The sequence below is a fragment of the Pseudoalteromonas sp. APC 3495 genome (assembly GCF_030407645.1).
Classification (GTDB): Bacteria; Pseudomonadota; Gammaproteobacteria; order Enterobacterales; family Alteromonadaceae; genus Pseudoalteromonas; species Pseudoalteromonas tetraodonis.
Genome location: NZ_JASDDA010000014.1, coordinates 21,174 through 38,519, shown reverse-complemented (window position 1 = coordinate 38,519; position 17,346 = coordinate 21,174). Strand labels below are relative to the sequence as shown.

The window sequence follows — 17,346 nt, the reverse complement described above, 5'->3', positions numbered from 1 at the left end:
TTATTAACCGTTAAGGCGCATTACGTTGTGATGGGTCGCGTTTAAAATCTTTAATTAATTGCTTTGGATCTAACGCTTCACGTTGTTTGCTAGCGCCTTCTGCCCACCAAATTAATTGATTGAATGTGCGCGAAAAATAGCTATCCCACGATGTTTGCTCTGCCGCATTGTTTGCTTCACCACTTTCAATAAACACATCCTGTGCTTTTGGTACATGGATCATTGCTGATACCGGCAAACAGCCCAGTTCACTTAAAAAGCTGCGCATGCCAACAGCAGCGCGCACACCGCCCCATTGCCCTGCAGAATACGTAACAATCGCGCTGGGTTTATAGCCAAATAACGAGCTACCAAAGTGGTTTAACAAATTAGCGAGTGCTGGGCTCATCGAATGATTATATTCAGGGCTCACCATAACAAAGCCATCGCTGGCTTTAATTTTTGCTGCTAAGGCATTAAGCGACTCTGGCGCATCACCCTGTGCGTAAGCAAAATGCGGCTTAAAGATAGGGTCTAAATCGTAATCGAGCGGATCAATAAGCTCTATTTCGTGTTCAGAGTAGTGCTCAAGCAAACAACGCTCACATGCTTTTGCTACCCTTTGCCCTAAACGCGCAGGCTTAGGTGGGGTACTTTTTCTAACCGAACCGAGAAAAATTAAAAATTTCATGTATCTGCACTCCTTTTTGATTACAAAAATAAATATCTCAAAAAAGTTTGAGGTATTTACTGTACAATTTAGGCCTTATCAAGCGCTTGGCTTACATCGGCAATAATGTCGTCAATGTTTTCAATACCCACCGATAAACGAATTAAATCGCGGCTAACGCCCGCATTGGCCAGTTCTTCATCATTTAATTGGCGGTGCGTGGTAGATGCAGGATGACACGCCAGCGATTTAGCATCGCCAATATTAACTAAACGTAAAATCATGTTTAGAGCATCAATAAAGCGCGTACCGGCTTCAAGGCCACCGGCAATACCAAAACTTAAAATACCTGACGCTTTACCATTGGTAATTTTTTGGCTCATTTCGTTATACGGGCTTGATTTTAGTCCCGCATAATTAACCCAAAGCACCTTAGGGTGGCTCTCTAGGTATTCAGCAATTTTTTGCGCGTTTTCGCAGTGACGATCCATTCTTAGCCCTAACGTTTCAAGGCCAATTAAAATATCAGAGGCGTTTTTAGGCGCAAGCGCCGCACCGGTATTTCTAAGTGGTACAACGCGACAACGTCCAATAAACGCCGCCTCAGCAAACGCATCGGTATACACTACATTATGATAAGACGGATCAGGCTCGTTCATCATCGCAAAACGGGTGGCATTGGCTTTCCAGTCAAACTTGCCCGAATCAACAATCATGCCACCAATCGCGGTACCATGACCGTTAATGTATTTAGTGAGCGAGTGCACCACAATATCGGCACCTAACTCAAATGGGCGACACAGATACGGCGTAGCCACGGTGTTATCTACAATTAAAGGCACCCCTTTACTGTGGGCAATTTTCGCAAGGCGAGCAATATCGACAATATTCCCAGCTGGGTTACCAATTGATTCGCAAAAAACCGCACGGGTGTTTTCATCAATCGCGTTTTCAAAGCCGTCAAAATCATCGGCTTTAATCATTCGCGCTTCTATACCTTGGCGCGGCAAGCTGTGGGCAAATAAATTATAAGTGCCGCCATACACTTGGCTGGTGCTTACAATATTAGTGCCCACTTCACATAAACATTGAATTGCATAGGTAATCGCCGCCATACCCGAGGCCACTGCCAGCGCACCAATGCCGCCCTCCATCGCCGCAATACGCTGCTCAAGTACCTCATTGGTCGGATTCATAATGCGGGTATAAATATTACCCGGCACTTTTAAATCAAATAAATCAGCGCCATGCTGGGTATTATCAAAGGTGTACGAAGAGGTGTTATAAATTGGCACCGCCGCCGACTTAGTGGTGGCTTCAGATTCATAACCATGGTGCAACGCTAAAGACTCAAGTTTCATAATTTATTCCTTCAATATAGTTACACCTAACCTAGCATTTAATGGTTACAAAATGCACATGAAATATACTAAAGAATGTTGAAGTAATTTGATTGAGTGCTGTATCTAATTCTACCGTTCGCTCATATATTCAAGAAAATGAGCCAAGCGCGCATATTATTCCTCTAAGTATTTATTAAACACAATAAAAACTTAGTGATAGTAATATGTTAGGTAATTTGTTAAAACTATATGTAAAAGAAAATGAGCGCAGTGCTGGTATGAATATGCGCGATGAGCGCACTATTAAATTGTTGAACTAAGCCGCTACGCGGAGATCCTATTCTGACCATTTGAGCCACACTTACCTTGGGGTTATCCCATAACTTGGAGGTAAGTCATGAATACACTCATTGAACAAGTCAAAACTGAAATAGCCTATCGTGGTTATTCGCAAAGTACCTGTAAAAGCTACTGTGAACATTTACTAAAACTCAGTCATTATTTTAATAAACCACTCGATTCGATTACTGATGACGAACTTAACGCCTTTTTTAACGATCCCGCTATTCGTAAACTGTCTAGAGCAAGCCAAAAAATACAGATAAACAGCATTTGGTTTATGTTTAAGAATATTTTACACCGGCCATTGAACTTAGACGTCGCATTGCCAAAAGTAAAACTTCGCGCACCCACCTATTTATCACGTGATGATATGCGGCGGCTGATAGAGAGCTGCACGGATGATATGCGACTAAAAACGTTAATAGTGGTGTGTTACGGGTGTGGTTTACGTATTGGCGAGCTGTTGCACATTAAAGTGAAAAACATAGATGGACAGCGTAAAACCATTTTAATTGAAAAGGGTAAAGGAGATAAGTCACGCTATGTGGTTGTATCAGACAGTGTGCTGGCTCAATTACGTTGTTATTGGAAAATGTATCACCCAACGGGCTGGATGTTTTACTCGCGGTTGTTAATGGATAAACCCATGTCACCCTCAAGCTTCAGAAAGGCATTGAGAAAACATGCACAAGCATGTGGCTTAAAGCACTGTAACCCACATGCTTTACGCCATGCTTATGCAACACACCAACTTGAATCAGGTATGCCACTTCATCAATTGCAACATCAGCTTGGTCACAGTGATATTAAAACGACACAAAGTTACTTACATTGGTTACCAGAGTTAGGTCATGGCGGCATTGATTTGCTTGCGAGTTGGGGTAAACAGTGAGCGCTTTGCATCTCGCTGATATTTTAAACTCAAATCTTGAGAATTATCGACAGCATCATACGATGAGCTATCAACAACTGCGTGTCTGTCAGCACCTTCAATCATGCAGAACAGGTCAGCTCGGTTACCAAGCATGGCAATGTGATAACTGTGGTGAGTCACAAAAGATTGGATGTAGTTGTCGAGACCGTCATTGTCCGCGTTGCCAAGGCATGGCTACTGCTAAGTGGGTGCAAAGGCAGCAAGAGGATTTATTACCGTGTCGGTATTTCCACCTTGTTTTTACGCTCCCTCATGAGTTGAATATCATTGCGCACTATAACCCAAGCGCGTTGTACCAGTGTTTATTTAAAGCCGCATGGCAAAACTTAAGTCAGCATATCCATTTACACTGTTTGATACCCGCAGGCGCGCTTGATAAAGCGCACTGGCATGAAATAGAAAAAGGCTATTTATACCCCGTGAAAGCGTTATCAACAGTGTTTAGAGGTAAAATGCTGGCGGCGCTCAATGAATGTGATAGTTCATTCGAGAAGATAAACATGCCAACCAAATGGTGTGTTTATAGTAAAGCCTGTTTAACGTACAGTGAAAAGCTAGTTAGTTACCTTGCTCGTTATACACGAAAAGGCGTGATGTCAGAATCGCGATTAGTGTCAGCGAATGAGCAGTCAGTGAGCTTTAAATACCACGATTATGCAGATAATAACCGCGATAAGGTCATGACACTGAGTTGTGACGAATTTTTACGTCGTTACTTACAACATGTATTGCCGAAAGGGTTTATGCGCATTCGTCACTATGGTTTTTTAGCTAATGCATGTCGCAAGCGAAAGTTAGCATTAATAAGGTCACAAGAATCACACATAGGTAAAGTGGAGAAGCTAAAGACAGAAAACGTAACACTGATACCGCATTGGCCTTGCCAGCATTGTAAGGCAGGTATCATGCGATTAATTGGCGTATTCCAGTTATATGAAACAAGGACCAAAGTAGGGCGAACGAGTTAGCAGCTAGGTAGCTGCTTAAAATCAATTAGTTAACCTGCTTAACTGCTCAGGCTAGCGGCCTCTGTACGTGTAAAAAATATAATTGCTTATTAAGGCAAATTTAGGTGTAATGAATACATAATAAGCGCTGAGCAATGCAGGGAAAGCTTACATAACACTCGCTAAGCTGATTAAATCAGCTAGGAAAGTGAGAGCCTCCAAAAAGCAAATTCCCATAGCATAAACAACACCAACTCTGACACACCGAGCAGGTAGCGGCTCAGTCCAACAAGCGATTATGCAACACAAACAGCGTGTCGCATAAATACTAAAATGTTAGGTTACACGGAGGTTTCCAATCAAATGAATGTATATTTGATCATTTCAGGAGTATTAAGTGCTATTGCGGCAATACTTCACTTAGGCTGTATATTCTTCGGTGCGCCATGGTATAGATTCTTTGGTGCAGGAGAAGAAATGGCATTAATGGCAGAGCAAGGTAGTAATTATCCAACATTCATAACATTAGGTATTTTTTCTGTTTTGTCTATTTGGTCACTTTATGCATTTTCTGCTGCGGGTTTAATACGGAAACTTCCCTTAACTCGGTTAGCTCTAATAGTTATTACATCAATATACCTTATTCGTGGACTTGCTGGGTTTACTCTAATGTCCATACCAATGGGCCGTAGTCCCGAGTTTTGGTTATGGAGTTCCATAATTTGCTTAACCTTTGGTATATTCCATGGCGTAGGTTTAAAAAAGCAATGGGCAAAGTTTTGAGTAAAGTGTAACCTAACAAGCCAATTAAGCGGGACTAAAAACAGTTTGCTCGGTTTCGCTTCGCTACACATTTTAGCAAACAATTTTTAGCCCCTTATTGGGGCGTTAGCTACCTCTCATATAATGGAGTATAAATGAACGATATCGTTGTTAAGGAAGACGTAAACCTTCCAGCATTACCAAATACTGTTTTACCCGCTATTAATGAACTCACTGCGGCACTTGGTATACCCAGAGATGTATTAGCAAGCCAAGAAGAAATCGAATACGCGTGGAGAGATCTTCCTAGGGAGTTACGTGAAATACCAGCCGATTTGAGAGGCGAGCTAGTCGCACGTATGTGCGTAGCTGTTAGTACAGGCTTATTTGACGGTGCAATGAACTACATATGGAATGCTGCAATTTTACAACTGCGTCAAAAAATTAGAAACTTTGGGTTGGCTGTAGTTGCTCAAATTCAACAAAGTGACTTTGAAGAAAAACATCTTCTTGAGCTACAAGATAGTAGGTTATTAGATCTTTGCCTAAAACTTAATATTATAGATGAGGACGGTTTTTTCTTTTTAGATCAATGTAGAGATGTAAGAAATAACTTTTCTGCTGCTCACCCTACAATGGGCACTGTCAATGACCGTGAGTTTACAACATTCCTAAACCGCTGCGTTCGCTACGCTTTAGCAGATTCATCTTCGCCAAAAGGCGTAGATATTGGTGCGTATATCTCTGCGGTTAAAGGTCCTAGATTTAATGACCACCAGTGCCAAATTTGGATTCAAAGATTAACTGAAACCCACGATGCGCAAAGACAGATGTTAGTAAATATGGTTCACGGCGTTTACTGTGATCCTGCAACAGCTGAGCCAGCTAGATTAAATGCCCTAGATATTTGTGGTGGCTTGAGCGGAAATTTCACTGCAACAATAAAATCAGATTTAATCAATAGCCATTCTGACTATGTTGCGAAAGGTTTTGAAGATAAACACACCGCCTCTTTACAGTTCTTTGAAAAACTTGGCTTACTAGGCTTGCTTAACGAATCAGAACAACATGTTGTTTTCTCAAGAGCAATTGATCGCCTTTGGAATGCGCACAATGGAATGAATAATTTTTATAATGAACCACCATTTGCTGAAAGGCTATTAGAAGTTTCACAGCAAGGTGCTATTCCAGAAACAATTCAAGATTATTTCGTACAAACAGTAGTTTCTTGTCGTATAGGAAATGGTTACGGTATATCAAATGCAGCTGTTTCGTATTACAACGATATAATTCGAGGTTTTTCTCCTCGCGAAGTAGCAACCCTTATCAGATCCGCTACTGCTCGAAGTACAACCATTGGTCGTCGTGTATCTAACAACGGAAGCTGTAGACGAAATTTGAAAAGCGTACTTGAGCTAATCGATGCAGCATCTATTCCAAATGGTGTTAAAGCTGATTACGATAGATTGGTGAAATAGGTAGCTAACAAGAACATCAAACGGAAATTGAGGCTTATGTGGACAGAAAAAAGCTTAATTGAAGGTCAATATGTTGCTCTTGAACCTCTTACTTTAGATCATGTTCCGGCATTGATTGAGGCAGTTAAAGACGGAGAGCATTGGAAGCTATCGTTCGCTAATGTACCAAGCCCAGAAAAGATGCATTGCTATGTCAGTGATGCAATCACTCAGATGCTTCTAGGTAATATCGCCTATGCGGTGAGAGACAGAGTGACTAATAAGATAGTAGGGTCGACTCGTTATTATGGAGTTGATGATTCAAATAAACGGGCTTTGATTGGTTATACTTGGTATGCAAATTCGGCTAGGGGAACTCTGATAAATACAGAGTGTAAATATCTTCTCCTCAAACAGTTATTTGAGAGGTACGAGGCAATTGCAGTCGAGTTTCGAACTCATGTTTGCAATACAGCTTCTCGAAAAGCTATTGAACGGCTAGGTGCAAATCAAGACGGTATTTTACGCAACCATCAAATACTAAAGGATGGTTCTGTAAGGGACACGGTTGTTTATTCAATTATTGATTCAGAGTGGTCTGAAATTAAGCAAGGGTTGCTAAAAAAACTCTGCTAACAAAGCTTTTAAGGCAGATTCGCAACGCGCGGTAATTTCGGTTTGGTTGAGTTTTTGTGTTTCTGGTGGCAAGGTTAAGTTTCGTATCAGCGTTGCTCACTACTTAACGCCGCGATATGTGCTTCAATAAGTCTGAGCATTACTCAAGCAAGGAGAGAATATTTTGACATTAGATGATTACAGAAAAGAATTTGAGCAATCTTCAAACAGATCTATTTCAATGCCGGTTGCTGGAATCATTATTTGGGGTTTAGTTGGGTTTCTAAGTACACAATTTAGCGCAAATGTTTCTATATATATTTTACTTTTTGCAACAGGCGGTATTTTTCCTATAGCTTTATTAATTGCTAAATTTAGAAATGAGAACTTAGTTTCCTCATCCAATCCTTTAGCAAAACTAATGGGTTTATGCATAGTGATGGTTAATCTTCTTTGGGCTGTCCATATTCCATTACTTTTAAATGCACCTGAATTTGTTCCTTTGAGTTTAGGCGTTGGCTTAGGACTCCATTGGGTAGTATATTCTTGGATCGTTAAACACCCTGTTGGCTTAATTCATGCTGTGCTAAGAAGTATTTTAATTGTAGCCGCTTGGTATTTATTCCCTAACAGTAGTATTTTAGCTATCTCTTGCGTTATCGTTTTAACTTATATAATAAGTATTTATCAAATGTTAACCAAGGATATGACAAACACCTAAACTCTGACAATGTCCTTAAAATCATTTGAACATAGAGAAGGCAATTAGTAGTAAATGAGTACCAAAACTCATTTAACTCTTGAATATCATCAGCACTCTCCCCATTGAGTTACTACAACAAGATGGAGTGATAAATGGATTTACTCAACGCTATTGATATTGAAGTATTTTATTATTTAGGTGGAATGTTACTCGCCTTAGTCGTTTTTCAGGGAATGTTTAAGTTAGTTACTTGGAGCAAAAAAATGCCAAAGGGGGCATTGGTCTTTTTAGCTTTTTTTCCATTAATATCAATCTACCCTATTCCTCCTCAAGAAATAAAAAAAATTGAAAGAATGAAGCAAAAACAAATTAAAAGCGAAGATGAAAGTGGTGATCCAGCTAATGAAGATGAAGTTATTTAATAACTAACATGCTAACTTAGAATAATAAGAATTTAATCTGTTTTAACTTAACGTAAATAAATGGTACCAAGCCTTTGAAAATAAATAATAAAACTCTAGGTGTTTTGCTTTACCTATGCTTAGCCTTAATATTACTTTTGATTGCACTAAGTTATAGCAGTGGCCGATTATCGCACTCTTCACCTCTCAACTCAGTGGTAAAGGAACCAAATACGTTAAAAGCAACTCCCCCCCTTAGTTTAAAACAAGAAACACTCGATGATTTATCCGATAAAAACACTATCGCCCCTATAGAAAAAGGCATACAAGATCAAAATAACCAACTTGCTGTAATGGCCATTCCACGCTGGAAACAACAAGGGCAACTAAAAACACATTTAGTGCAGTTAAAAAATAAGGCTGGCAAAGGCGATATTGATGCAAAGTATATTGTTGCAGCCAATTTAAGATATTGCTTTACTGCCCCTATTGATGATTTTGCCTTACAAGCAAAGCTAGAAGCCATAGCTGATTATACCGATGCAGGTGAAGCAATTGATGCTACGTTAGAAAGATTTGATTACTGTAGTGGAATTAATCAGGAGCAACGTCGTGAGTTTTATTTATATTTTTATGATGCAGCGCAAAACGGATCTGTTGCAGCGCAACAAACATTTGCTGATATAACAGCAGAGTTTTATATGCAATCACAAGGTTTTAAAACACAAAACAGAGATGAGTACATTAAAAAGCGCGATGCATTCAAGCTACAAAAAATCGCTTTTTTAGAGCAAGCAGCCCAGCATGGCAGTGAAAAAGCGTTAATGAAATTGTCGGCTTTGTATCATTCGCAACAAATCAGCGGTAATAGCTTAGCAAAGTCGTACGCATTAAATCGCCTAATGATGGAAATAACGGAAAACGGTGAACTATATAATCGTTATGCATGGTTTGAGCAACGGCTATACCCTCAGCTTTCACAGGCTGAACTCAGTGAAGCCAACACTATCGTGAATGACTGGCTGGCAAACATTTATCAAAATGGCAGTCTTTACCCTTATTAATGATCAAACCATAGGCAATGTAACAATAACGACTACCAACTCATACTGAGCCAGTGTATTTGAACAACGCTGATTCAGTAAATTCTAATATTGACATGACTTGTGTTTATCCAAGGCTGTCGTAACTTTCAAGTAACGACCGCCTTGCATTTATTGATATAAATTAGAATTTAGGGTTTAGGGTTTAGGGTTTAGGGTTTAATATAATGTCGAATTCACCATCACTTCGCACGTAAATAAAGCTTTCATCATCATCGTTGAAAGAAAGTTGGTGAGCATGTAGGCCATTTGAACCAAAATAACTACCGGGTTTAAGTGCCTTTAAACTACTTTGTGTTTGATAGGCTATCTTTCCTTTGATTAATACAGCGTGAAGTGTATTTGCCTTACTGCTCAGTGCTGCTGATACACCTGGTGGAAATTTGAGAAGTGCACCTCTAAATTCACCTTCTTCAAGGCTACCCCACAAATAGGTTATTTTGACGCCCGTTTTAGTCATCGACTCTTTAGAAGCCAAAGGGGTCAAATCTTGACTTCTAGAAGCCAAAGGGGTCAAATCTTGACTTCAGACATTATAACTCCTGACCATCTGCTTCTGGCACTTTGCTGCCAATCGTTAATGCAAAACACTAATAATAATTGAGGTTGCCTTTGTTTACTGGGCTTCATTGTAATCGACCGAAGTAAAAAGTGACTACCCATGTTACGTTTAACATTTCCCCCTTCATCACGCCCTGAAAATAAGGTATTGCTGAGTAATGTATTTCATGGATGAAATACAAGGCGTAACTTCGCCATGGATGGTGAATATACGCCGCTTACGTTCAAGCAATGGTTTATTTGAAGGATAAAGCGTGATGCTCGGGTGCGCTGAGAGTGTCCAGAGAGGGACCAGCGGCAGCCCCTCTTTGGCTGCTGTCGCCAGTGCGACAAAACCTTGAATAAGGTTTATTTAATCATTTACATCTAAGCCTTTAATTAACAAAAAACAATCAATCGATCATGCAACTCATCAATAAGCTGAAGCATGAGTGAAAAGCACAGTGTTGTTTTTCTAGAAGCGCAACGTCTCTTCTCCCTCTTTGTAAATAAATCTCTAAAAGACCTTATTTTACAAAGAGAAGTGGATGGGAGGCTTCGGGCTACGAGGCGCGAGTAAAATGCTAATGCCCATAAATACGCGATATGAAATCGCTGCTACAAAAGACATTTACTGATAAAAACAGTTTTTGCACCACAGAGAATCCCGAGGCGCTTTGCGCTACACAGAGGTGGATTGATACCTTTTAAGCATTTCTCTGTGTCCTCGGTGGTAAATACTTATTTAAGCTTAACTCTAACACGATATGAAATCGCTGCTACAAAAGACATTTACTGCTAAAAACAGTTTTTTCACCACAGAGAAGTGAATGAGGAAAGAATGAGAAAACACAGCCATAACGTGTACTGGCTCAGACTGCAAAAAAAAAGTCGTTTGCTAACTTGGTTTTTGGCTATTTTTCATCATTTCTAAATAGCGCCCTTCAATGAATTTTTTTTCTTTTGTAAGGTGTTTAAGTGCGTACTGAGTTTTTTCTAGCTCTTGCTTGAGTGTGTCTAACTCCTCACTACTTTCTGGCCCGTCTGTTTGTAACTGCAATTGCTGTAGTAGTTGGTCTTGCTCTGCAATTTGCCTTTTATATTCGTTTAAAGTGTTAAGTAGTCTTGTTTGATCGGGCGTTGAGGATGTATCTGCGCTTGATGTTTTATCACTATTTTCGCTTGCGGTTTTAAGCGCTTCATAATCTGCTTGTAACTGGTCTTTTTCTTCTTGAAGCACAGTCACTGCATCATATTGTGCATAGAGCTTTTGACGGGTAACTTTTAATTTTTCAACACTTTTATCGAGATCCCCTTTTAGTTTGCGAATTAACTGATGCGAGCGTTTTAATTTTTTATTGAGATCATCGATTAGCTGTTGTTCTTTTTCGGTAACATGATCTTTGGTTGATGAAGTAACCTCTGTTAATTGTTGTTGTAACAGCATTTGTACACTGATTAACTCAGCGATAGTTTTTCGATTATCATTAACATAGCTCATGGCATTTTCAACAGACTCTCTGCACATAGCTAACGTCGCATCATCCATTGTGCCGTTACTTTTAACCATACTCAACGCAAAAGCCCTAAACTCTCTGAGTATCAGTAAAAGAATATAAAACCACGCGGCTAAAATAAGTAGCCCAAAATTTATAGCAATATAATGATAAACCTCTGGCGGAAAAACAGCATATGGCATTATTAAATTATCTTAAATTAAGTGTTTATTTACTAGAGTTTAGCGCTGTGAAAAAAATCTGCCATAATAACAACAACATTAAAAAAAAGTTACCTGTGTGAAAATACTTATCGTGGATGATAGCCAAGCAACACTCGAAATAGTACGCCGAGGGTTGGAAAAATTTGGCTATCGAAAGTTATTAATAGAAAAAGCTAGCAATGCTAAATCTGCGTTAACGCTGATTGGTAGTTGGCACCCCGATATTGTCCTTACAGACTGGCATATGCCTGATATGTGTGGAGTTACGTTATTACGTGCAATAAAGCAAAGGCAACTTAATATAATAGTGGCGATGCTGACCACTGTTGATGAAAAGTCTCAAATTGAGGAAGCTATTAGCTTTGGTGCATCCTTTGTATTATCAAAGCCTTTCACAGACGCGCAACTACACGATAAATTATTGCCTTTAGTACAGCTTGTTGAAAATAACGAAATCATCCCTGATGAAATTGAATTAAACAGTGATTTAGCGTTACCAAAACTGTCGCAATTAGAACGATTGTTTCATAAACATATAAGTCAGTCCTTAATCGTAAACACAATTCAACCTCAGGTATTTGATGAGTCTAAAGTACCCTGCGTCATGGCTGTTTATGAGGATCCAAAAAGTCAAAAAGTACGTGCCATTGCCATACTTGATATTTATGCTGCCTGCGTAATGGCAAGTGGCTATAGCAGCTTGTCGGCTGAAGATATCAGTAACTCTATATTGTCAGGCGTTGTAACGAATACAGCATTAAGCGCATGTAAAAAAGCGTTAACGGAAACGGCTTTTGCCTTTTTAGACAAACGAACACGCGTTAGTTTACAAATCAAAACGGTCAAAGTGATTACCACGCCTTTTCGTAAACTCACTTTGCTGTATAAAACACCTGCAGAAAAGCGAATTGATTTTAGTTGTCAGCTTGAGGGGATGGCACAAGGTAAAATAATGTTGGTTGGCATTTAATAAATTAAACGCAACGTAGTTACCATTATTAAAAAGTTTATATTTAAAAACACCCTGCTCATACAAAAGCGCAGCGTCTCTTCGCCCTCTTTGTGCATAAATCACTTAAAGACCTTATTTAACAAAGAGAAGTGAGAGCTACGAGGCGCGAGTAAAATGCTAATGTCCATAAATACGCGATATGAAATCGCTGCTACGAAAGACATTTACTGATAAAAACAATTTTTGCACCACAGAGAATTCCGAGGCGCTTTGCGCTACACAGAGGTGGATTGATATCTTTTAAGCATTTCTCTGTGAACTCTGTGTCCTCGGTGGTAAATGCTTATTTAGGCTTAACTCTGACGCGATATAAAGTCGCTGCTACGAAAGACATTTACTGCTAAAAACAAATTAACTCCCCCCGCAACCCGAACCTCGCAGCTCGTAGCCCGCAGCCCGAACCTCGTAGCCCGTAGCCCGTAGCCCGTACCCTAAGTTAAATTAATCGCCGAAAATGTTTAAACAAAAAAAGGCGCTTCCGATTAAGGTAAGCGCCTGTTTATTATTTTAACTGCTTCTTATTTTACGATTTTCATTTCGTCTAATAAGTTTTGTGCGTTATCTACTTTATCCATTACCCACAGCATGTAACGTGAATCTACATGGATTGAGCGATTTAGCTCTGGGTTGTAATCCCAATCACCAATAATGCTTTCGTACACACCGTCAAACAGTAAACCCACCAGCTCAGCTTTACCATTTAGTGTTGGTGAACCTGAGTTACCGCCAGTTGTGTCTACGTTTGATAAAAAGTTAACCGGTACGGTATTCATGCCACCGGTGTAATCACCATAAAGCTTGGCTTTAATTTGCTCTTGCAGCTTTTTAGGCGCATTAAATGGGTCAACATCGGTGTTTTTAGCCAGTAACCCTTCAAGTGAGGTAAACGGCGTGGCCACTAAACCATCTTGCGGAGAATACCCGCCTACCGTGCCGTAAGTTACACGTAATGTGCTATTTGCATCGGCGTAAACCGGTTTGTTTTGCGCTTTATTAAAGGCAATAATCGCACTCATTAACTCTGGGCGAGCGGCTTGTAACTTACCTGCAAGGGCTTTTGACTTATCTTCCTCAGCTTTCATTACCGTGAATATGGCTTTTGCATATTGCATGAATGGGTCTTGGCTTTGGTTTAATTGGCTAAGCGTTTGCTCAAATAATGAATTACGTACAATTTCGTTATCAAGCGTTGATTTAGCGTACATTTCATCAAGTAATGCACTTTGTTTTGCTTTATCAAACCCATTTTCTAAAGCAAAGGCTTTATCAATTTCACTAAAACGCTCTGCTTTAGGTAATGCTGCATATTGCTCTAAAAAGTGCAGTAATATGGCTTTATCTACGTTTGCGTCAAAGCGACGTGACATACGCTCTAAACCCGATTTAATACGCGGTAAATCACGTTCTTGATAACCCGATTCACGCTCGCTATTTGGCTTTTGTTTTTCATAAGCTAAACGGTATAAACGACGTGCCGTGCTGATCATTTGTGAACGGTGAACATAGCCTACCATACGGTCGCGCTCACTGTGCTCTTGCGATTGTGCAACAAGTGCTGATAACTCATTAAGTACGTTACCGTAGCGCTGTTTACGTTCGCTATCGCTGTTTATCCAGCTTGTAAGTTCTTGTTCAAATTGCTTTTTACGCTCAAACATGGTGCCTTTTTTAAAGCTTTCGATCATCGAGCCATAGTTTTTAATGTAGTTGTTATAACCAGCTATGGTGCTTTCGTAAGCAATACGCGCTTTGCTGCCATCTTCTGAGTTTTCTTCAATAAGTGACACGTATTTAGTATTGTGCATGCGCGCTTTAGGGTAGCTGTCGTTAAATACATAATCGACCTCTGCCGCAATACGGTAACGATTGGTTCGTCCTGGATAGCCAGTAACCATGACAAAATCACCCTCTTGCACGCCTTTAGCACTTACACTTAAGTAAGACTCTGGCACGTAAGGTACGTTATCTTCACTGTACTCTGTTGGCTTGCCATCTTTACCTACGTATGCGCGGTAAAAACCAAAGTCACCCGTGTGGCGCGGCCACATCCAGTTATCGATATCGCCACCGTATTTACCTACGCCCATAGCAGGTGCATACGCTAAACGTACATCTTTAATTTCCAGCGATTTAATAAGGTAAAACTCTAAACCACCATGAAACGAATATACATTACAACGGTAGCTAGCATCAGCTTCACACTCTGCAACGAGGGCTTTTTGATTTTTTTCTAACGCATCGTAGCGTGCTTTTGCACTTAGCTCGTTAGTGCCGCTAATTACTTTATCAGTCACGTTGGTCACTGTTTCTGTAACGTACACACGTGAACCTGGCGCAGCAGGTAAATCTTCAGCCGGTGTTTTTGCTAAAAAGCCGTTTTCAAGTATGTTGTTTTCAGGCGTTGAATTATATTGCACTGAGCCATAAATACAGTGATGGTTAGTAACAACTAAGCCCTTTGGCGAAACAAACGAGGCTGTACATCCGCCTAAGCTAATAACCGCATTCATTGGAAATTCGGTTAATTTTGAAATTGAATCAACACTGATTTCAAGGCCTTTGGCTTTTAAAATTGATTCCAGCTCTGGTAGCTGATGAGGTTGCCACATACCTTCATCGGCATTGGCCGCAGAAGAAAGTGCCAGTGAACAGGTTGCTACCAAAGTGGCAACAAGAGGTTTTAAACGCATTATAGAATCCCTTTTATTATTGAACCTGCAGATTACTCATTAAGTATGAGTAAGGTCAACTGCGCTGAGATAAATTGTTACAATATAGCGCCCAATAAACAAAAAAGGAGCTAAGCTCCTTTTTAAACAATATGATATACGATGTTAGTCGTCTTTTTTCACATCATTTGGATGCGCTACACCCATCCATGCTTTAAATAATGCTTTTTGCTCATCAGTGGCATTTTTATTCGCAACCACTTTTTTAGGTTTGTCGAAGTCTTCAGACAACACAAGCTCAGTCGACATTAATGCATCACGACGAATAAAATCAACAGTAACTTTGTCGCCTGCTTTAAAGGTTTCTAGGCTGGCTGTTAAGTCTTTACCTACATGCTTTTTATTAATAGCGACGAGTTTATCGTCGGTGGTTAAGCCGCCTTGCCATGCTGCACCATCGCGGCGTACATGGGTAAGCGTAAGTAACTCGCCAGTATTTTTAGTAAATGCATCTAAGCTTGGTGTGGCCTTGGCTTTTTCTGGTAACTCAAGGCTTAAACCTACTTTTGCTAGCAGTGCATCAAAATCAAGGTTGGCTGGTGAGCTAACATTTGCCTGCCACCACGCGCTGTAATCACGCCCTGATAGTTGTTTTAAAATAGCCAGTACGTCTTGCTCAGTAAACCCTGCCGGTAATTTATGCTGTTTATAAAGCGCTTTATGTACATCTCTGTAGCTAATTTTACCTTGGCTATTTTCAAGTAGGTCGATATCTAACGCCATCGACAATAATGAACCTTCAAGATAAATATTAGTGCTGTAGTTACGTGCGTGATCGCCGCCTTGGTTTATCCATTTATCAAAACTGGTTTCGGTGGCACTTTGTACTTCACGCCCCGGTGTTGTGAGGTGGCGGTTAATGGTTTTGCTTAATACATTAAAAAACTCATCGTTAGTTTGAATACCCGAACGCACTAATAAATGATCTTCAAAATAGCTGGTAGAGCCCTCTGCTATCCATAGCAATTTTGAATAATTAATATTAGTGTAGTCATATGGCGCAAGCCCTTTAGGACGGTACGCTTTTACATTCCAAGTATGAATAAACTCATGAGCTGCCGTACTTATAAAACCTAAATAGTCTTCACGTTTAGCAAAGCGGTCGCGTGGGCGCTGAATAATCGTTGAGTTTAAGTGCTCAGTTGCCCCGCTTGCGCCTGATGTAGCATGTACCATAAATACATAGCGTTCATACGGGTAGCTGTCCCAAATTACATTGCCGGTAGCCACTAGCTTTTTCAAATCGGTTAGCATCAGTTCAATATCGTAATTGCCCTCACCCCATACCACCAGTTCGTACTCACGACCATCAACTTCAAAAGTGCGTAGCTCGTTAATACCGGTTTCGATTGGCGAATCAACTAATACATCGTAGTCACTGGCTTTAAAGCTGTGCTTATTTTTATAATTTTCCATGCCTGACACAGAGCGCCATGCTTTAGGGACGTTTAATTCAACCGTTACTGGCTCTTGGCGAAATGATTCGCTAAACATAAAAAAGCCTGATGCATCAATAAAGGCATGGCTGTCGTCAATATGGCGGGCGCGCTTACCTAGCTCATTGGCATACACTTGGTAATCTATATTTACTTCAGTGGGTTCATTTAAATGGATGCGCCATGTGCTGTGGTCAATCTTTTCCCACTTTAATGCATTACCTTCATCATCACTGGCTTTAAAGTAGCGAACGCCATTGGCAAGATTTAAAATTTCATAACGACCAGTGCGCCATGCTGGAAGTTTCACATCTAAGAAAGACTGCGCCGTTTTAGGAAATTCTACGTTCACATCACCTAAATGATGCTCTGGCTGAGAAATGTTTAAAGCGTAATTAACGTCGGCAAATACCGGTGCTGAACAGGCAGCTAAAATTGATAAGGCAAGTAGCTTTTTCATAAAGGCTCTTTTTTATATAACGTATTGTTGTGCCAAGGTTAACAAGACCCATTTTAAAAGTGAATTAAAAGCGATAAATACACTTATATTTAAGATCGTTCGTATTTTGTTGCTAAAAACATTAAGTTTTTGATCTCATACCTACTATTAATATGTTTTTGTTGTAAACTAAACCAATAAAGGTATTAAAATA

15 protein-coding genes are annotated in these 17,346 nt (G+C 40.0%); 9 read left to right on the top strand and 6 right to left on the bottom strand.

Features of this window, described 5'->3' with window-relative positions:
- Positions 1–10: 10 nt before the first annotated feature.
- Both QL984_RS07975 and QL984_RS07970 read right to left on the bottom strand, forming a co-directional pair.
- Positions 11–670, bottom strand: a complete 660-nt coding sequence (locus QL984_RS07975) for an NAD(P)H-dependent oxidoreductase (RefSeq protein WP_290172358.1) — start codon at positions 668–670, stop codon at positions 11–13.
- A gap of 68 nt (positions 671–738) precedes the next feature.
- On the bottom strand, positions 739–2,010 hold the full coding sequence (locus tag QL984_RS07970) for an aminotransferase class I/II-fold pyridoxal phosphate-dependent enzyme (protein WP_128583270.1): 1,272 nt from the start codon (positions 2,008–2,010) through the stop codon (positions 739–741).
- A gap of 379 nt (positions 2,011–2,389) precedes the next feature.
- On the opposite strand from QL984_RS07970, the gene QL984_RS07965 reads away from it, so the two are divergent.
- The 8 genes from QL984_RS07965 (at position 2,390) to QL984_RS07930 (ending at position 9,217) form a co-directional block, all read left to right on the top strand.
- A complete protein-coding gene (locus QL984_RS07965) occupies positions 2,390–3,226 on the top strand; it encodes a tyrosine-type recombinase/integrase (protein WP_128583271.1) in 837 nt (278 codons plus the stop codon).
- Entirely contained in the window at positions 3,223–4,236 is a 1,014-nt protein-coding gene (locus QL984_RS07960; protein WP_128583272.1) for a transposase, read from the top strand. The genes QL984_RS07965 and QL984_RS07960 overlap by 4 nt, the downstream gene beginning before the upstream one ends.
- A gap of 342 nt (positions 4,237–4,578) precedes the next feature.
- Positions 4,579–4,998 carry a hypothetical protein gene (locus QL984_RS07955; protein ID WP_128583290.1) on the top strand — a complete coding sequence of 140 codons (420 nt, stop codon included), beginning with the start codon at positions 4,579–4,581 and terminating at the stop codon, positions 4,996–4,998.
- A 134-nt stretch (positions 4,999–5,132) separates the two neighbouring features.
- Positions 5,133–6,455, top strand: a complete 1,323-nt coding sequence (locus QL984_RS07950) for a hypothetical protein (RefSeq protein WP_128583273.1) — start codon at positions 5,133–5,135, stop codon at positions 6,453–6,455.
- A gap of 36 nt (positions 6,456–6,491) precedes the next feature.
- A complete protein-coding gene (locus QL984_RS07945; protein WP_128583274.1) occupies positions 6,492–7,070 on the top strand; it encodes a GNAT family protein in 579 nt (192 codons plus the stop codon).
- 163 nt (positions 7,071–7,233) lie between these two features.
- Positions 7,234–7,770, top strand: a complete 537-nt coding sequence (locus QL984_RS07940) for a hypothetical protein (RefSeq protein WP_138764118.1) — start codon at positions 7,234–7,236, stop codon at positions 7,768–7,770.
- Positions 7,771–7,904: 134 nt separating this feature from the next.
- On the top strand, positions 7,905–8,174 hold the full coding sequence (locus QL984_RS07935) for a hypothetical protein (protein WP_075170199.1): 270 nt from the start codon (positions 7,905–7,907) through the stop codon (positions 8,172–8,174).
- A 137-nt stretch (positions 8,175–8,311) separates the two neighbouring features.
- Entirely contained in the window at positions 8,312–9,217 is a 906-nt protein-coding gene (locus QL984_RS07930; protein ID WP_138764119.1) for a hypothetical protein, read from the top strand.
- 184 nt (positions 9,218–9,401) lie between these two features.
- On the opposite strand, the gene QL984_RS07925 is transcribed toward QL984_RS07930, so the two are convergent.
- Positions 9,402–9,764, bottom strand: a complete 363-nt coding sequence (locus QL984_RS07925) for a DUF4437 domain-containing protein (protein ID WP_138764120.1) — start codon at positions 9,762–9,764, stop codon at positions 9,402–9,404.
- Positions 9,765–10,694: 930 nt separating this feature from the next.
- Positions 10,695–11,495, bottom strand: a complete 801-nt coding sequence (locus QL984_RS07920) for a hypothetical protein (protein ID WP_028834807.1) — start codon at positions 11,493–11,495, stop codon at positions 10,695–10,697.
- Between the two features lie 97 nt (positions 11,496–11,592).
- Here QL984_RS07920 and QL984_RS07915 point away from each other — a divergent pair, with 97 nt between their 5' ends.
- Positions 11,593–12,486: a response regulator gene (locus QL984_RS07915; protein WP_013463274.1), complete on the top strand. Its 894-nt coding sequence runs from the start codon at positions 11,593–11,595 to the stop codon at positions 12,484–12,486.
- A 560-nt stretch (positions 12,487–13,046) separates the two neighbouring features.
- On the opposite strand, the gene QL984_RS07910 is transcribed toward QL984_RS07915, so the two are convergent.
- Positions 13,047–15,218 carry a S46 family peptidase gene (locus tag QL984_RS07910; protein ID WP_128583276.1) on the bottom strand — a complete coding sequence of 724 codons (2,172 nt, stop codon included), beginning with the start codon at positions 15,216–15,218 and terminating at the stop codon, positions 13,047–13,049.
- A 144-nt stretch (positions 15,219–15,362) separates the two neighbouring features.
- Positions 15,363–17,153: a M61 family metallopeptidase gene (locus tag QL984_RS07905; protein ID WP_138764121.1), complete on the bottom strand. Its 1,791-nt coding sequence runs from the start codon at positions 17,151–17,153 to the stop codon at positions 15,363–15,365.
- Positions 17,154–17,346: the final 193 nt, after the last annotated feature.